Source organism: Amycolatopsis roodepoortensis (assembly GCF_014873915.1).
GTDB lineage: Bacteria > Actinomycetota > Actinomycetes > Mycobacteriales > Pseudonocardiaceae > Amycolatopsis > Amycolatopsis roodepoortensis.
Genome location: NZ_JADBEJ010000008.1, coordinates 617,260 through 633,528, shown reverse-complemented (window position 1 = coordinate 633,528; position 16,269 = coordinate 617,260). Strand labels below are relative to the sequence as shown.

General features: G+C 69.9%; 21 protein-coding genes. 7 read left to right on the top strand and 14 right to left on the bottom strand.

Annotated features, from left to right (window positions below):
• The first annotated feature begins 143 nt into the window (after positions 1–143).
• A complete protein-coding gene (locus H4W30_RS40710; protein ID WP_192747582.1) occupies positions 144–584 on the top strand; it encodes an SRPBCC family protein in 441 nt (146 codons plus the stop codon).
• Positions 585–741: 157 nt separating this feature from the next.
• Here the strand turns inward: H4W30_RS40710 and H4W30_RS40705 are convergent, their stop codons facing one another.
• The 6 genes from H4W30_RS40705 to H4W30_RS40680 form a co-directional block, all read right to left on the bottom strand.
• Positions 742–3,342 carry a CHAT domain-containing protein gene (locus tag H4W30_RS40705; RefSeq protein ID WP_192747581.1) on the bottom strand — a complete coding sequence of 867 codons (2,601 nt, stop codon included), beginning with the start codon at positions 3,340–3,342 and terminating at the stop codon, positions 742–744.
• 42 nt (positions 3,343–3,384) lie between these two features.
• Positions 3,385–3,864, bottom strand: coding sequence for a hypothetical protein (locus H4W30_RS40700; RefSeq protein ID WP_007030725.1), 480 nt, complete (start codon positions 3,862–3,864; stop codon positions 3,385–3,387).
• A complete protein-coding gene (locus H4W30_RS40695) occupies positions 3,861–4,466 on the bottom strand; it encodes an RNA polymerase sigma factor (protein WP_007030724.1) in 606 nt (201 codons plus the stop codon). Before H4W30_RS40695 ends, H4W30_RS40700 begins: the two co-directional genes overlap by 4 nt.
• 330 nt (positions 4,467–4,796) lie before the next feature.
• On the bottom strand, positions 4,797–4,964 hold the full coding sequence (locus H4W30_RS40690) for a hypothetical protein (protein WP_167373514.1): 168 nt from the start codon (positions 4,962–4,964) through the stop codon (positions 4,797–4,799).
• Positions 4,965–5,080: 116 nt separating this feature from the next.
• Positions 5,081–5,806, bottom strand: coding sequence for an SGNH/GDSL hydrolase family protein (locus tag H4W30_RS40685; RefSeq protein ID WP_192747580.1), 726 nt, complete (start codon positions 5,804–5,806; stop codon positions 5,081–5,083).
• Between the two features lie 87 nt (positions 5,807–5,893).
• Positions 5,894–6,526: an NAD(P)-dependent oxidoreductase gene (locus tag H4W30_RS40680; RefSeq protein ID WP_192747579.1), complete on the bottom strand. Its 633-nt coding sequence runs from the start codon at positions 6,524–6,526 to the stop codon at positions 5,894–5,896.
• 96 nt (positions 6,527–6,622) lie between these two features.
• On the opposite strand from H4W30_RS40680, the gene H4W30_RS40675 reads away from it, so the two are divergent.
• On the top strand, positions 6,623–7,261 hold the full coding sequence (locus tag H4W30_RS40675) for a TetR/AcrR family transcriptional regulator (RefSeq protein WP_192747578.1): 639 nt from the start codon (positions 6,623–6,625) through the stop codon (positions 7,259–7,261).
• A gap of 402 nt (positions 7,262–7,663) precedes the next feature.
• Here the strand turns inward: H4W30_RS40675 and H4W30_RS40670 are convergent, their stop codons facing one another.
• Complete coding sequence (locus tag H4W30_RS40670; RefSeq protein ID WP_192747577.1) at positions 7,664–8,167, bottom strand: GbsR/MarR family transcriptional regulator; 504 nt, start codon at positions 8,165–8,167, stop codon at positions 7,664–7,666.
• A gap of 94 nt (positions 8,168–8,261) precedes the next feature.
• On the opposite strand from H4W30_RS40670, the gene H4W30_RS40665 reads away from it, so the two are divergent.
• Together H4W30_RS40665 and H4W30_RS40660 are read left to right on the top strand one after the other, a co-directional pair.
• Positions 8,262–9,158: an ABC transporter ATP-binding protein gene (locus H4W30_RS40665; protein WP_192747576.1), complete on the top strand. Its 897-nt coding sequence runs from the start codon at positions 8,262–8,264 to the stop codon at positions 9,156–9,158.
• Positions 9,155–10,789, top strand: coding sequence for an ABC transporter permease (locus H4W30_RS40660; protein ID WP_192747575.1), 1,635 nt, complete (start codon positions 9,155–9,157; stop codon positions 10,787–10,789). Before H4W30_RS40665 ends, H4W30_RS40660 begins: the two co-directional genes overlap by 4 nt.
• Before the next feature lie 45 nt (positions 10,790–10,834).
• Here the strand turns inward: H4W30_RS40660 and H4W30_RS40655 are convergent, their stop codons facing one another.
• From H4W30_RS40655 to H4W30_RS40630, 6 genes are all read right to left on the bottom strand, one after another.
• The gene (locus H4W30_RS40655) at positions 10,835–11,215 is read right to left on the bottom strand and encodes a hypothetical protein (protein ID WP_192747574.1); all 381 of its coding nucleotides are present in this window, start codon (positions 11,213–11,215) and stop codon (positions 10,835–10,837) included.
• 37 nt (positions 11,216–11,252) lie between these two features.
• Entirely contained in the window at positions 11,253–11,564 is a 312-nt protein-coding gene (locus H4W30_RS40650; RefSeq protein ID WP_192747573.1) for a hypothetical protein, read from the bottom strand.
• A gap of 53 nt (positions 11,565–11,617) precedes the next feature.
• Entirely contained in the window at positions 11,618–12,175 is a 558-nt protein-coding gene (locus H4W30_RS40645) for a TetR/AcrR family transcriptional regulator (protein WP_192747572.1), read from the bottom strand.
• Positions 12,176–12,238: 63 nt separating this feature from the next.
• Positions 12,239–13,024 (bottom strand): metal-dependent hydrolase, encoded by a 786-nt coding sequence (locus tag H4W30_RS40640; RefSeq protein WP_192747571.1) that lies wholly within the window; start codon positions 13,022–13,024, stop codon positions 12,239–12,241.
• A 54-nt stretch (positions 13,025–13,078) separates the two neighbouring features.
• The gene (locus H4W30_RS40635; RefSeq protein WP_126732363.1) at positions 13,079–13,432 is read right to left on the bottom strand and encodes an STAS domain-containing protein; all 354 of its coding nucleotides are present in this window, start codon (positions 13,430–13,432) and stop codon (positions 13,079–13,081) included.
• A 214-nt stretch (positions 13,433–13,646) separates the two neighbouring features.
• Positions 13,647–13,955 (bottom strand): WhiB family transcriptional regulator, encoded by a 309-nt coding sequence (locus tag H4W30_RS40630; RefSeq protein ID WP_037315146.1) that lies wholly within the window; start codon positions 13,953–13,955, stop codon positions 13,647–13,649.
• Positions 13,956–14,091: 136 nt separating this feature from the next.
• Here H4W30_RS40630 and H4W30_RS40625 point away from each other — a divergent pair, with 136 nt between their 5' ends.
• From H4W30_RS40625 to H4W30_RS40615, 3 genes are all read left to right on the top strand, one after another.
• Positions 14,092–14,508, top strand: coding sequence for an ATP-binding protein (locus H4W30_RS40625; protein ID WP_016330768.1), 417 nt, complete (start codon positions 14,092–14,094; stop codon positions 14,506–14,508).
• The gene (locus H4W30_RS40620; protein WP_192747570.1) at positions 14,505–15,278 is read left to right on the top strand and encodes a SigB/SigF/SigG family RNA polymerase sigma factor; all 774 of its coding nucleotides are present in this window, start codon (positions 14,505–14,507) and stop codon (positions 15,276–15,278) included. The genes H4W30_RS40625 and H4W30_RS40620 overlap by 4 nt, the downstream gene beginning before the upstream one ends.
• A gap of 76 nt (positions 15,279–15,354) precedes the next feature.
• Complete coding sequence (locus H4W30_RS40615) at positions 15,355–15,780, top strand: ATP-binding protein (protein WP_192747569.1); 426 nt, start codon at positions 15,355–15,357, stop codon at positions 15,778–15,780.
• On the opposite strand, the gene H4W30_RS40610 is transcribed toward H4W30_RS40615, so the two are convergent.
• On the bottom strand, positions 15,749–16,225 hold the full coding sequence (locus tag H4W30_RS40610) for a MarR family winged helix-turn-helix transcriptional regulator (RefSeq protein WP_192748006.1): 477 nt from the start codon (positions 16,223–16,225) through the stop codon (positions 15,749–15,751). The genes H4W30_RS40615 and H4W30_RS40610 overlap by 32 nt on opposite strands.
• Positions 16,226–16,269 lie beyond the last annotated feature (44 nt).

Here is a 16,269-nt window from a genome sequence, read left to right as displayed (position 1 = left end):
GGGCTGGCGTGTCCCGAAAGCCACTTTCGGGACATCAGAGGTCGCGAAAGTGGCTTTCGCGACACGCCCGACGGCACTCGTCGCCTCGCGTCCGCCTGGTCGACACCCTCGGCATGGGCGGCCGAAGCGGTTATCGTCGCCGCATGGGCAAGACGTACTCCTTCGAGGTCAACCGGACGAGCAGCGCCTCGCCCGCTTCCCTGTTCGCGCTGGAGGCCGACGGTTCCCGGTGGTCGGAATGGGCGAAGCCGGTGGTGTTCCACTCGCGCTGGGTGCGGAAGCCGGACGCGGGCGAGGTGGGCGCCGTCCGGGCCGTCGGGCTGTGGCCGGTGTATCTCCACGAAGAGACGCTGGAGTACGAACAGGACCGAAAGCACGTCTACGGCTTCGCGGGCCTGGCACCGCTCAAGGACTATCGCGCCGAAGTCTCGTTCACGCCGAACGCTTCGGGCGGCACGGATCTGCGCTGGACCGGCCGGTTCACCGAACCGCTGCCCGGCACCGGCGCCGCCGTCCGCACGGCCCTGCGCGCCGTGATCTCGATCCTGGCCACCCGCCTGGTGAAACACGCGGAACGCGCCTGACCCCACCCCCCGCCCTTCCCAAGGGGGGCGACCCCGAGTCCAGTCTACCGGCGATGGGCGCGGGGAAGGGCTGCTCGGCGGAGTTGTCCACAGGGGGCGGTGGTTGTGGACAACTCCTGTGGGGAACTGAAGGACGCCACAGCGCAAGCGGCGGAAGTCAGCCCGCGCCCAGGCACAGGAACGGGCGCCGCAGCGGATCGGCGGCGGTCGCTTCCGCGAGGGCCAGAGCGGGCGCGGTCCCCGAAGCCAGCCGCCGGTGCAGGTCGGACATCGCGGCGGCGGCGGCCTTGTCGCCGACCCGCGCGATCGCGCCGATGACCGTCCGCGAACCACTGGCGAGCAGCGTCCCGGCGAAACCGAGCGCCTCCTCGCCGGGCCGGATGTGACTCATCGCGAGTTCGCACGCGGCCAGCACCACCCGTTCCGGCGGCTTCGCGAGCCGGGCGGTTTCGTGCGCGTACAACGGGCCGTCGACCAGTTCCAGCCGTGAGAACAACGCATTCGCCGGTTCGTGCGCCCCGTGCGCGACCAGATGCGCCATCCCGGAACCGTCCAAAGCGGACAGTACGGTGTCGCTGGTCGCGTCCTTCCCGTCGACGAGCCGGGCCTGCGGGTACACGGTCCGCAGGTTCCGCACTTCACCGACCGAACCCGGCACCCCCGGGCCGCCGGCGAGCAGGACCGGACCGGAGCTCCGCCGCCCGGACGCGCTCACCCAGGCGGTCGCCGACGGCGCGATCGACACCGGATGTCCGTGCAGTGACGGCAAAGCACCCCACGGCAACGCGTACAGCGAGCCGATCGGCACGATGATCAGCTCGCGGTTCTCCAGCGTCTTCGCCAGCGACGCCGAGATCAGCTTGTCCAGTTTGTCCGCCCGGCGCCGCGCGGAACCGGTGACGACCTCGACGAGCGGCGCGGGCAGGTTGTCCGGGGCCAGCGCGTCGAGATCCGCGTGCAACTGCCGCGCGGTCTCGACGATCTCCGCGAGCGGCCCCAGCTTCAACAGCCGGAACCGGCCGCGGTCGACGACCACCGCGTACAAGGTGTCGCGATACCCCATCAGGCTGACCAGCACGCGATCGCCGAGTCGCTCCACCACCTCTTCGGGTGTCGAGACCGGGCGCGGACGACCCCATTGGCTGGTGTACCACCCGAGCCGCGTCGCCTCCCGCTGCAGCCGGTCGTAGCGCTCCTCGAGCTTCCCGACCGGTTCACCGGAGAGCCGCCGTGCCTGGATCGTTCCCTGCACGTGACGCATCTCGTTGATGTGCCGGGCGAGCGCGGGGTCCTCGATCAGCGGGAGCGGTTCGTAGCGGTACACCTGCGCGCGCGTGCGTTCCAGCCACGCGAACAGGCTCTTCGCGCCGGCGCCGCTGCGCCTCGCCTTCTTGAGCACCAGCGTGAGCGCGAGTTTGCCCAGTTCCTCACCGTGCGCCGCGGTCCCGCAGACGAGGTCGAGCCCGCCCATGCGGTCGCGGATCTGCCCGAGTTCCGCCAGCCCGGCCCGTGCCTGCGCGAGCGCCGAACGCGGCCGATGCGACGCCACCGCGAGTTCGGCCCGGCACAACCGCAGCTGCATCCGGTGGTCGATCGGCGTGGTCTGTCGCGGTTTCGGTACCTGCGCCAGGAGTTCCTGCGCGGCGACCGTCTCCCCGCGACGGATGAGCAGCCGCACCGCGAACATCCTCGCCGCGCCCGCTTCGTCACGCAGCCCGAGTCCGGCCAGCCGGATGGCGAGACCGGCCAGCCGCTCCGGCAGTTTCGCGGACGGCTTCTTCTCCCGGTCCGCCAGGACCTTCACCGCGTCCGCGCGCAGGCGGGTCAACTCGGCGATCTCCGCCCACCGGCCGTTGCCGCGCCGCAGGAAGCTCCGCCGTGCGGACGTCGCGAGCTTCTTCGCGAGGACGTGGTCACCCTCCAGGATGGCGGCGCCGGCCCGCGCGACCTCCGCTTCAGCGACGAGATGGTGCGCGCCGTTGGCCCGGAGTTCGGGGATCGCCTCGTCGAGATGTCGCGCCGCCTCTTCGGCGAGCCCGGCGGTGAGCAGGGCCTTCGCCTGGTCGAGCCGGACGAGTGGCAGCGAGCCGGGCCCGTCGGTGACGAAGATCGAGGCCGCCTGCTCGTAGTGCCGGAGCGCCTCGGGGATGTCGCCGAGCAACTGGGCGTGGTCACCCAGGTTGTGGCGGATCTTCCCTTCGAGCATCCGGTGCCCGTGTTCGACCGCGATGTCGAGCGCGGCGACGAGATCGGCGTGCGCCGCCTCCGGATTGCTCATCTGGAGATGCAGCCAAGCCCGATTCACCAGGTTCCGGGTGAGCAGAAGGCTGTGCTTCGCCGCTTCCGCGACGAGGTTCGGCATCGCGGCGTTGTACAGCGCGAGCGATTCGTCCAGGTGCCCGGACCTCATCAGCACCACGGCTCGCTGGAGCACGACGGTGAAGCTCAGCTCGCGTCGGATGTCGCCTTCCGGCAACTGGAGCCGGACCTGTTCCGCCTCGGAGAGCCGGGCGAATCCGTCCTGCTGGGACGCGACCTCCGCCTCCGCGGCCGCCAGGCTGATGAGGATCCGGACGCGGATGGCCAGCCGTTCGACGCTGCCGGAGTCGACCGGCCCGAGGCGCGCCAAGCCACGCTGCAGCAACCTGATGGCGGCGCCCGGACCGTGATCGGAGGCCGCGGCCCTCGCCTGACGGTGCAGATCGGCCGCCGCCTCGGCTACGGGATCGACGACAGGAAGCTGCACGGGCACACGCACTATGGGAGCACACCCGCGCCGCATAACGGAACAGCCGTCCGGTTACAGCACCACTGTCGGTGTCACGACCGTCCGGCGACAGGTCACGTCGCCGAGGTGGATCACGATCTGGGTGGTGCCCTGAGGGACGTTGTCCAGCACGAACCGGCCTCCCTCGTCGGCGGTGGTGGAACTCGTGCCGTGCTCGGCGACGCGAACCTCCACTCCGTACTCGCCGGCGGGCACGAGCCAGCCGTCGATCCGGTGCTTCTTGCCGATCTTGGTGAGGTTGATCATCACGGTCAGGTCGCTGACGGTGAAGGTGATCGTGCCGGTGTCGCTGCCACGGACGCCCGCGGTGGCGTCCATCCGTTCCCATCGGGCGACCTCGACGTCGAGGTTTTCGAGCGCGAGCGCGAATTGAACCCGCTGCACCAGGTCTCCCGGTGGCGGGTCCAGTTCGTCCATGAAGCGCCCGATATCGGCGAGCAAGGCCTCATCGCCCGGGGAGGTCATCTCCCCCGGCGTCCCGAGGTCGTTCATCGGCTTCCCCCTTCGTGGGCCAGCAGGTCGCGCATCGATTCGAGGCAACGGCCCCTGGTCGGGCCGACACTTCCGCGTGGCATACGGAGTGCTTCGGCGACCAGTTGGTATTCGGCCCGCCCGGCGAGCACGGTCAGCCGAAGGAGCTGCTGACAGCGGTGCGGCAGGCGGAGGAAGGCGCGCCAGACCCGGCGATCCCGGTCGGCGCGGACGGCTTCCTCTTCGGGGGCCGGGTGGGTGCTCTCCATGCTTTCGGCCAGCTCGTCGGTCAGCGGGACAGGCTGGGCGCGGCGGCCGAAAGGATGCTGAGCTTCGCGTCTGGTGGTGGTGATCAACCAGGCGGCGAGCGCTTTGGGGTCCCGAAGTTTTTCGAGCTGGCTGAAGAGGGCGAGCCACACCGTCTGGACCACGTCCTCGGCGGTCAGGCGGTCGAGCCCGTTCGCGCGCGCGACGTGCCACACGAGCGGGGTCAGCTCGTGCACAAGTCTGTCCATCGCCTGGCGGTCACCGGCCCGCGCCGCGCGCATGCAGGCGGCATGCAGGTCGGCACCGGTCAGTCCTTCCCATGGCGGGTCTACCTCGGTCGTTTGCACGTCGGTCACCGTATCTGCCCCACTTCGGACGTGTCTTCGTGTCGGCGCTGGCAGTATCGCGGGCCCTTCGGGGAGAAGGAGCGTGCAAGAGGCTCTGGGATACATCAAGTCACTAACTTTTTTGTCGAATTTCGGTCGTCCCCCTCGGTCTGGGGTGAAGGACAAAGGCACCGGCCGGCGCGAGTAGGTGTGGACTGCGCACCGGCCGGTCCTTTTTCCCTCCCCCCGGGCCCGCTCCCCAACGGGCCCGCGTCCGGGCGTCCCCCTCCCCCGAAGGAGCACCCGGAGGCAATGTCCGGAGGCCCCCTCGGCCTCCGGACATCACCTGTCTGTGTTGGTTCAGTTCACCGGCGGTTTGGTGCCGTTCGGGTCCCAGTTGCCGTCCGGGCTGGTGCCGGGACGGGGCGGGACCGGCGCCGTGATCGGCTTCGGCTTCGTGGTCTCTTCGAGGTCCTCGGTGGCCGTGGCCTCGTCGTCGACGGGTGCGGTGTTGGTCTCGGTCGTCATCGGGTGTCCCTCATTTCCTCGACTGCTCCATAGGACGCAACGAGGCTGCCACCAGATACACGCAGAGCCAGCTTTTTCGCGGAAATTTCTCGATCTGTGGCAGGAGGGTGACCTGATCAGCGCTTTTGCCGCGAAATGGTGCCGCTGAGTAGCCGCCGGCTCACGTCCGCGAGCTGTTCGGCCCAGCGCCGGTAGCCCTCGGGGCCGGGGTGGAAACGGTCCTCGGCGAAGGTCGCCGGGTCCAGCATCGCGGCGGGCATCGGGACGTGGACGACGCCGGGCAACAGCGCCAGCCGCGCGGCCGCGGCGTCGAGGACGGCCGACCGCGCGCCGAGGACGTCCCGCAGCGGACGCGGCAGCGAGGGGAACCGGCCCATCGGCGGCACGCCCGCGAGCACCACCGGGACCGGGCCGACCCGGCGCCGCACCCCGACGACGAGGTCGAGCAGGTCACGCCGGTAGCGGGCGGCCGAATGCAGTTCGATCGTGTCGTTGACACCGAGCGCGATCACCACGAGGTCGGCGGGTTCGAGCAGCGGCAGCAGTTCCTCGCGCGCCACGCGGGCGTTGGCGCCGGTCTTGCCGATGGCCTGCCAGGCGACCGCGCCGCCGTCCCGCGCGAGTTCGTCCGCGAGCCGCCCGGTCAGCGCCTCGGCGTGGGTGGCCGCGCCGACGCCGTCCACAGTGGACTCGCCGAGCACCGCGAGCCGCACCGGCTCGCCTTCGCCCGCCACCAGGCCCGTGACCGGCCCAGCGGCACCGGGCAACCTGGGCGTCGTGCGGCGCACCCGGACGGCTTGCGCGAGCAGGATCGGGGCGAGCACCACCGCACGGCTGATCACCCCGCGACTCTACTTCCGCGTTTCGTCCTCTGAACGCGATCGTTGCGCACGCAACAACCGCATTCAGAGGACGAAATGCGGGGCAGGTCAGCCCTTGGCGATCGAGACCGTCTGGCGGACGAGCGAGTCGTCGGCGGCCGCGCGGAGCAGGTAGTCGGCGACGTCGGCGCGGTTGATGCTGTAGCTCCCGCGGACGTTGCCGTCGGTGCGGGCGGCGATCACGCCGGTGTGCGGCCCGTTCAGCAGGCGCGGCGGGCGCACGATCGTCCAGTCGAGGTCGCTCGCGCGCACGATCCGCTCGGCGGCGACCATGTCCGCGAAGGCGTGCCGGAGGACCCTGCCCAGGATCGGCTTGACGATGTTCCTGGTGAAGAAGCCGTCACCGTCGACGAACGGCCCGCTGGCGCTCACCAGCAGCAGCCTCCGCGTGCCCGCTGATCCGAGCGCGGCGACCGCGGCGTGCGCCCCGTCGGTGACGACGGTCGTCGGGTTGCGGTCGCGGGAGCCGAGGGCGGAGATCACCGCGTCACGCCCGGACACCGCCTCGGTCAGGGCGCCGTGCTCGGACAGCTCGGCGACGACGACCTCCAGCAGTTCACCTTCGGCGTGCAGGCGGGACGGGTCGCGCACGACCGCCGTGACGTGGTGACCCGCGGCCAGCGCCTGCTTGACGACTTCGGAGCCGACCCCGCCCGTGGCACCGAGAACAGTGAGCTTCATGGTCACGCCTTCCTGGGTTAGTGAACACTCACCCACTATGGTGAGTGTTCACCCACCACTTGTCGAGCGAACGCTGAGAAGCCCTCAGGAGCGAACATGGGAAGCCGCGAGGAGATCGTCGCCGCGGCGGCGAAGGTGATGCGCGAGCAGGGCTACGCGCATGCCACGACGAAGGCCATCGCGCGGGCGGCGGGCTACTCCGAGGCGTTGCTGTACAAGCACTTCAAGGACAAGACCGAGATCTTCATGAGCGTGCTCACCGAGCGGCTCCCCGCGCTCGGGACGACCTTGGACGAGCTGATGCGGTCCGCGGCGGACGCGCCGCTCGTGGAGAATCTCGCCCGGCTGGCGCGGATCACGCTGGCGTTCTACCTGGAGAGCTTCCCCATCTCGGTGTCGCTGTTCTCCTCGCGGGAGCTGCTCGCGACCCATCGGGAACGGGTCACGAACAGGGCGGGCGGGCCGGACGTGCCGCTGGTGCGTCTCTCGGCGTACCTGGGTGAAGAGGTCCGGCTCGGCAGGGTCCGCGAGGACGCGGATCTGGACGCGGCGGCGTCACTGTTGCTCGGAGCCTGTTTCCAGTACGCGTTCCTGGCGTCCTTCGAGGACCGCGAGCCGTCCGCGGAGGAGCTGGACCGGTGGGCGGAAAGGCTGGCGGGCACGCTGGTGGCCGCGCTGGTCGTGAGTGGCAATGACGGTTCTAACCGTCCTGAACACTCACGAGGTCGCCGCTAGGCTGCTCGGCCGGGGTTGCGCCCATCTCGCCGTGGGCACATACCGCTGGCCGACGCGCGATCCCGCTCGGGTCTCGTGAGTGGCAATGATGGGTCTCACCCAGGGCCCCTTAAGTACCTATCGGCTTCCCGACCTGTGAGGGCGTGGGGGTCTGGAGCCGATGTCGCGAAAGCCACTTTCGGGACACCAGACGTCTCGAAAGTGGCTTTCGGGACATGATCACCAGGGCGGTGCCAGGCCCGACGTTGCGAAAGCCACTTTCGCAACGTTGAAGGTTGCGAAAGTGGCTTTCGCAACCCGGCCAAGCCCGGCACCCGGCAGAAACCACGCCCCCGAGGGGCCTGGTCTCGTGAGTGGCAATGACGGTTCTAACCGTCCTGAACACTCACGAGACCCGATGACCTACTTGCCCTTTTCGGCCCGCATCTCGTGCCACTTCGCGTACATGTCGTTGAGCTCCTTGATCATGAAGCTCAGGAAGTCCCGCATCTCGGCGACCCGTTCACCCGCCGGGGTGTCCTCGCCCAGCGCCGAAACGCCCTCGTCGGCCGCGTCCCGCCACATGGTGATCATGCGGTCGCGCTTCATGAAGGTGGCGTACCAGAGGTCGTCGAAGAGCCGGTAGTGGTCGCGGCGTGAGCCGGGTTCGCGTTCCTTCGCGACCAGCCCGATCTGCTCCAGGTACCGCACGGCCCCCGAGATCGCGGCGGGGCTCACCGAGAGCTGGTCGGCCAGCTCGGCCGCGGTGAGACGGCCGGCGTCGGTGGTCATCAGCGCGGCGAACACCCTGGCGGGCATCCGCTGCATCCCGATCTGGGAGAGCGTGAGGCCAAGGTGCTCCACGTAACGGCGGACGGCGTCCTCGTCTCTCTGGGTGCTCGAAGCACTCTCAGGCGTCGTCGTCATGGGCACATCCTCTCGTACATCCCCCAGAGTGATCACACCATCCATATGTTTTCTTAACTTCACAACTTCGTGAAATCACTGTACCTTCAGACGCATGGAAAACGCCATCTCCATCTCCGGCCTCCACAAATCCTTCGGCCGGACCAAGGCTTTGGACGGCCTCGACCTGCAGGTACCCGCCGGGGAGGTGCACGGTTTCCTCGGCCCGAACGGCGCGGGGAAGTCGACCACCGTCCGGGTCCTGCTCGGCCTGCTCCACGCGGACTCGGGGGACGTCCGCCTGCTCGGCGGCGACCCCTGGAAGGACGCGGCGCGCCTGCACCGGCGCCTCGCCTACGTCCCCGGGGACGTGAACCTCTGGCCCAACCTGTCCGGCGGCGAGGTGATCGATCTGCTGGGGCGCCTGCGGGGCGGGCTCGATCAGCGCCGCCGCAAGGACCTGATCGAGCGGTTCGACCTCGACCCCAGGAAGAAGGGGCGCACCTACTCCAAGGGCAACCGGCAGAAGGTCGCGATCGTGGCCGCGCTGGCCTCGCACGTCGACCTGCTGATCCTGGACGAGCCGACGTCGGGCCTCGACCCGCTGATGGAGGCCACCTTCCAGTACGCGATCCAGGAGGAACGCGAGCAGGGCCGCACGGTGCTGCTGTCGAGCCACATCCTCGCCGAGGTCGAGGCGCTCTGCGACAAGGTCAGCATCATCCGGAACGGGCACACCGTCGAGACCGGCACGCTGGCCGAGCTCCGGCACCTGACCAGGACGTCGATCTCCGCCGAACTCGCCGGCCCGCCGAACGGGCTGACCAGGCTGGAGAACATCCACGACCTCAAGGTCGAGGGCAACCGGGTCCGCTTCGACGTCGAAACCCGCTCCCTCGACGACGCGCTGCGCCAGCTCACCCAGGTCGGCGTCCGCAGCCTGACCAGCCAGCCGCCGACGCTCGAAGAGCTCTTCCTCCGTCACTACACCACCGAAGCGAGCGCGAAATGACCGCGACGCTGGACCGTCCCCTGGTCGCCGGACCGGCGCACGGACTGGTCGGCACCTGGCACCTGACCAGGTTGGCGCTGCGGCGGGACCGGATCGTCCTGCCGATCTGGATCGTCCTGCTCGGGATCATGCCTTCGACGTCGTCGGGGACGTTCGAAACGCTGTACCCGACGGCGGCCGAACGGGCCGGGCTCACCGCGAGCATGGGCGCGAACCCGTCGCTTTCGCTGATCTACGGCCCCGCCTTCGATCTTTCGACCGCGGGCGGGTTCACCGCGTGGCGGCTCGGCGGGTTCCTCGCGCTGATCGCCGGGCTGATGGCGGTCTTCACCGTCACCCGGCACACCCGCGCCGAGGAGGACACCGGCCGCGCGGAACTGCTGGCCTCCGCGGTGGTCGGCCGGTACGCCCTGCTGACCGCGGGCGTGCTGGTGTCCGCCGGCGCGAGTGTCCTCATCGGACTCGTCGAGACCGGGCTGATGATCGGCGCCAAGCTGCCCGCCGCCGGCTCGCTCGCGCTCGGCGCCGCCACCGCCGTGACCGGGCTGGTCTTCACGGCGATCGCGGCGGTGGCCGTCCAGGTCGCCGAGTATTCGAGGACGGCCAACGGGATCGGCGCCACCGCGGTCGGGGTCGCGTTCCTGCTTCGCGCCGTCGGCGACTCGACCTCGGACGCGACCTGGGTCTCGTGGCTTTCCCCGATCGGGTGGGCGCAGCAGATCCGGCCGTTCGCCGACGAGCGCTGGTGGGTCTTCCTGCTGCCGCTGGCCGCGACCGTGGTGGTCGGCGCAGCCGGGTACGCGCTGCTCCCGCGGCGCGACGTCGGCACCGGCATCATCCCGCCTCGCCCCGGCCCCGCCGAGGCCGCGGCGTCGCTGCGCAGCCCGTTCGCGCTGGCGTGGCGGCTGCACCGGGGTCCGTTGATCGGCTGGCTGATCGGCACGGCGGTCTGCGCCGCGGTGTTCGGCTCGGTGGCGAGCGGTATCGGCGACGTCGTCGGGGAAAGCCAGCAGGCGAAGGAGATCTTCACCCGGCTGGGCGGCACGGACGCGCTGGTCGACGCGTTCATGGCCGCGATGGCGGGCCTGTTCGCCATGGTCATCGCGCTCTACGGCGTGCAGTCCGCGTTGCGGCTCCGCGCCGAGGAGACCGCCGTGCGGGTCGAGCCGCTGCTCGCGACGAGCGTGGGCAGGCTGCGATTGCTGGGGAGCCACCTCGTGTTCACCTTCGGCGGCACGGCGCTGATGATGGTGCTCAGCGGTGTCCTTTTAGGACTGTCGAACGGGATGCGGGCCGGCAGTGTCTCCGACGCGATCGGGGACATGGTGCTCGCTTCGCTGGCACAGCTTCCGGCGGTGTGGGTGATCACCGGCCTCGCCGTGACGCTTTTCGGCCTGGCGCCGAAGTTCTCGACGGCGGCTTGGGCCATCGCCGGGCTGGCGTTGCTGCTCAGCCTGTTCGGCCCGGTGCTGAACCTGCCGCAGGCGGTCGTCGACGCCTCACCGTTCTCGCACGTTCCGAAACTGCCCGCCGCGGAGTTCACCGCGACACCGCTGGTCTGGCTGACCGGGGTCGCCGTGGTCGCGCTCGTGGCCGGGCTCATGGGCTGGCGGCGTCGCGACGTCGGCTAGCCACAGGGGAAAACCGTGAAGGCCGTCCGACGGGGTGGGCGGCCTTCACGGTGCTTGCCGCACTTCGCCGTCGGACGTCGCGACCAGCTTCACGACCGGCACGCCGCCTCCGCACGCTTCGCTCACCGGATAGGCGATCGCCGGTGTCACGTCGAGGGTGTGGGGCCGGCCGTCGTCGAGGGTCACCGTGGTCCGCACCGGCGTGGTCGGCAGGCCCCGGGTCGGGATGAAGACGCGCTTGCCGCCGGGCGCGGACTCGGTCACGCAGGCACCGGCCCAGCACAACTCCAGCGACACACGGGTGACGCCTGGTGGGACGTCGAGGGAAATTCCCTCCGACAGGCCGATGGCCGCACAGGCCGTCTCACCGGGATGGCAAGCGGCCAAGGTCGCGAGCAGGAGCAGGCAAACGGGCGCTCTTCGCATACCTGGACAGACGGCACGAAGGGCCGCCCGGGTTGCCTCAGTCGCTGCGGAACCCGGTGGTCGTCGACGGCGGCAGCTCCGTCGAGGTGGGTGAAGGCGTCACGGTCTTGGTCACCGTGCGCGGCGCCGGCGTCCGGGTGCGGGTGACGACGAGCGGTTCCGGCGCGCTGCCCGGCACGGTCACCGTGACCGGCCCGACCGAACGGGACGTCGTGACCGGGGATGGGGTCGTGCCGACTTCGTAGACGCGGCGCTGCGGCTCGCGGCCTGCCACCAGGAGGGCGGCGACGAGCAGCCCGGTCGCGAGGCCGGCGATGGCCGCGACCGTGACGGAACCCTGGCTCGACATCCGGCACCCCCTCACCATGCGAAGCGCAGGTACGAGGACCACTCGTGACGATCTTACGTTTCGTTACGTTGCGTGCGCAATCCGTCGACAACGATCCGCACGAGATGACGTTCTTCGAGTGAATACCGTTCCGCGGCCAGGCATCCGGCGATCAGGGCGCGCAGGTCGTCGCCGTCGATGTCCTCGCGCACGGCGCCCGCGGCCTGTGCCCTGGTCAGCAGCGCCTGCGACGCGGCACGGAAGTCGTTGCCCGCGCTCGCCTTGAAACCCAGCCCGGTCGTCTCGGCGAGCGCGTCGCAGAGGGCCCGGTTGCGCGACGCCTGCTGGACGACGCGTTTGAAGAAGCCGAAGAACGCTTCACCGGGGTCTTCGGCGGTCAGCAGTTCGCGTGCTTCCCCCGCGAACTGTTCGAGCCGGTCCACCACGACGGCCTGGAAGAGCGCTTCCTTGCTGGGGAAATGCCGGTAGACCGTACCCGCGCCGACACCGGCGATACGGGCGATCTCGTCGAGGGGGACGGCGAGGCCGTCGACGGCGAAGGCCTCTTCGGCGGCCGCGAGCACCTTCGCTCGGTTGCGGCGCGCGTCGGCGCGCAGCACGGGCTTGTCCACTGTTCCCCTCCTCGAACCGGGTCCGGCGTTCCGATTCAACGCCGCCGCCGACGAGGGCATTCCTCACTGCACCGCGGTCTGCGTGCCCTCCGGCGGGAAAAAGCCCTGGACGGTGGTGAACAGGTAATCCCAGACACCCGGGATCAGCACCACCGCGGCGACCGCGAACACCGGGAAGATCAGCCGGTTCTCCACGTTCTTGCCGGTGCGGAACCGCAGTGCCTTCGGCGGCCGGATCTCGTACCAGGTCTCGCCCGCGATCGGGATCGGGAACAGGAACGGGCAGCCGGACTCGGTCAGCGCGTCGCCGAGGCAGTGCACGAAACACCCGGCTGCGACGGCGACGCCGAGCCAGCCGGAGATCTCCGCGAGTTGCGCCGCCTTGTTCGGCGGGGCGGTCCACACCCACCAGGCGACCGCGGCGCCGCTGACCGGCAGGAGCCAGTCGCCGAGCGCGCCTTCGGCGAGCAGCAGGCCGAGGACGACGACACCGAACACCGCCCACGGGCCGCCCTCGGTGGTGCCCCAGGACGTCAGGAAACCGAGACCGACGGCGAACAGCACGGTGTGCGAGAGATGGCGGTGCTTACCGGTGACCTTCTCGTCCCGGGGTCCCTTGGTCAGCGCGTACAGCGCCGCCGAAACCCGGCGGAGCAGCCAGGAGATCGCGCCGGTGAACCAGCCGAGCAGTTTCGACGCGCGGGCGCCCGGGTGGTCGAGGTCGGGCAGGAGCGCGAAGCCGGCCGTGGTCGCGGCGAACACGACCGCTTGATGCACCGTGCCCGCCCCGACGGCGGGTGCGAGCGCGAGCCCCGCGCACCATCCGGTCAGGGCATGCGTGCGCCCCATCATCGTGCTGCCCCCAGGTGTCGCGGATCACGAGCCCACGACCGTATCGGGGGATCAGGCGGGGGGCTCCTCCGACACGCTGAGGTGCTCGGCGACGCCGGTGAGCTCGATCACTCGACTCACCTGCGGGCTGGGCACCAGTTCGAGCTCGACCTCCTTTTCGGCGGCCTGACGCTGTGCCTGGAGCACCACGTTCAGCGCCGAGGAGTCGAAGAACGTCACACCGGTCAGGTCGGCGACCACGCGACCGGACGGTTTGTCCGTGATCAGGGCCCCGAGGGTCTCCTGAAGCTGCGGGCTCGTCAGCAGGTCGAGCTCACCGGTGACCACCACACGCGGTTCAGAGGCGTCGGCGTCCAGCGTGATGCTGAAACCGGGCGGCGTGGTGTTCTGGTCCGCTGCGGGCATGCACATTCTCCTCATCAGGTGAGAACCGACGCTCAGCGCCGGAACGCGCCTGTGGTCTCAAGCGACGGCCGCGCCCAGTCCGGACACGGACGCACGCTCTTCTTCGGCGGGTAGGCGTGGCTGTCCCCGCAACGACAGTCCCAACCCTAACCCAGTACGGACGGGGCGCCACGATCGCCGTCGCGCGCGTCGCCGACCGGCGCCCGGGAGGCGCTCAATGCGCGGTCAAGGCCTTGCGCCCGGCGCGGCGCTCGCGGAGGAACAACTCGCGGCGCTCGATCTCGCCCAGCCCACCCCAGATGCCGTACGGCTCCTGCACGGCGAGCGCGTGCTTACGGCACTGAGCCAGCACGGGGCAGGTCTGGCAGATGGCCTTGGCCCGCGATTCGCGCCGCTCACGAGCCGAACCGCGCTCGTTGTCCGTGTGGAAGAACAAGCTGCTGTCGGCGCCTCGGCACGACCCACGGAGCTGCCAGTCCCACTCTTCCGCCACCACGTTCGGCAGCCGGCTCACGTCAGCCATGTCGGTCCCCGCCTTCCCAGGAGATCGTTTGTCGCCGGTTACATGCCCGCCCCCTGCGCGGCTCAAACGTGGGTTTGGTTTGCTCACACCCAGGGCATCTGATCGATCGGCAGCGCAGCTGGAGAGAGGAACACACGTGGTGGACAACACCCCGCCCGGCGGCGAGGGCGCTCAACTCATCGAGGTACGCACGGCCGCGGTACCGCACGTGGTACCGACTCTCCGGACGATCGTCGCGGATATCGCGATGCGCCAGGACTTCGACCTGGACGCGGTCGAGGATCTCCGGATGGCGGTGGACGAGGCCTGCTCCATGCTGCTCCCCTCGGCCGCCGACGGGCACCTGACCTGCGTCTTCTCGTGGAAGGACGGGCGGATCGAGGTGACCGTCTCGGTGCTTTCGGACTCTCCGGAACCCGACGACGAGACCGGTCTGTCCTGGCAACTGCTGACCGCGCTGGCGACGTCCGCGCGGCGGAGTGTCACCCCGGCCGACGGCGGCTACCTGTCCAGGGTGGAGCTCATCCGGGAAAGCGAGGCGGCCCGGCCGTGACCGAACCCGTCGGGCAAGACGGCGCGGACGTTCCGGCCCTGTTCGAGCGCATGTGCGCGTTGCCACAGGACTCCCCCGAGCGCGAGACGCTGCGGGACGAACTGGTGCGCGCCCATCTCGAACTCGCGCGCAACCTGGCGCGCAAGTTCCGCAACCGCGACGAGTCGATGGAGGATCTGGTCCAGATCGCCACGATCGGGCTGATCCACGCCGTCGACCGGTTCGACCCCGGCCAGGGCAGCGACTTCCTGGCCTTCGCGGTCCCTACCATCTCCGGCGAACTGCGGCACCACTTCCGGGACAACAGCTGGTCGGTGCGGGTGCCGCGGCGGCTCAAGGAACTGAACGCGAACATCTCCGCCGTGCGCGAGGAGCTGACGGTCCGGCTCTCCCGCGCGCCGAAGCCCAGCGAGATCGCCGAGCACCTCGGTGTCCCGATCGACGAGGTCTACGAGGGTCTCCGTGCCGGACAGGGCCGGTACGGCGCTTCGCTGGACAACCTCCTGGAGAACTCCGCGCACACCCGTTTCGGCGAGGCCGACGCCAATCTGAGCCAGGCGGAGCTGCGCGAGGCGCTGCGGCCGATGCTGGAACGGCTGCCCGAGCGGGAGCGCAAGATCGTCGCGCTGCGGTTCGGGTCCGGGATGAGCCAATCGGACATCGCGCGCCGTGTCGGCGTTTCCCAGATGCAGGTGTCGAGATTGCTGGCCGCCACGCTCAAGAAGATGCGGGAAGGACTGACCGAGACCGAACTCACGGACGGGACCTGATTCGACCACGGCCCTTGTGGGTATCAGGGAGGCGAACAGCGATCTGGGAGTCTCTCGTGAGGGGAGGTGCGGAACCATGACGATGTCCAAGACGCGATCGGAGGGCTCGTTGCCGGTGGTCTCCCTCCCTCTGCCGGTCGATGTGACGGCGCCGGCCGTCGCGCGGCAGGCGGTACGAGCGACTTTGGCGGGCTTCGGCCTCGAAGGCCCGGCGGTCGATGACGTCCTCCTGGCGACCTCCGAGCTGGTCACGAACGCCTTCGAGCACGGCGAGAAGCCGGACAGGCTCGAGGTCGAGTACTCCGACGGAAGGCTCACGCTGCGGGTCTTCGATTCCGGGACGAACCGGCCGAAGCTGAAGGAGCCGTCGCCGATGGCGGCGCGCAGCCGCGGTCTCCAACTGGTGCACGCGTTGTCCGACGACTGGGGCCACGAGCTCTGCTCCGGCGGGAAGTACGTCTGGGCCGTGTTCAGTCTCGACCGGGCCGACGCTTCAGCTTGAGCGCGGCGTCCGTTTCGGCGATGCGTTCCCGGAGCGGTTTCCGCTCCAGGGCTTCGACGGCGGCGGCCAGCACCTCCCTGAGCGGATACGGCAGTTCGGCTTCCAGCTGTGCGGCAGCGGCGCTGGTCGCCTCCCACTCGGCTTCGAGCGTCGGCATCAGGCGCTGCGTCTTTTCGGTCAGCGAAACGATCCGCTGGCGGGCGTCCGCCCCGGGCCGGAGCGAGACGAGATCCTGACGCGCCATCTGCGCGATCGTCTGGCTGGCGGCGGAATGGGTCACGCCGACTTCGGCGGCGAGGTCGCGGATGGGTAGCGGGCCGTGCGCGACGATCGCGCGGACGAACGGCGTGAACCGCGGTCGGTAGTCGCCCAGGCCGATGTCCTCGAAGAACGCGGCGACGTCCGCCTCGGTCACTTCGAGGACGTGCCTGAGCAAAGTGCCCATCCCTCGTTCGCGCGGCGGCCTCCCCACCAGCGGATCATAACGAC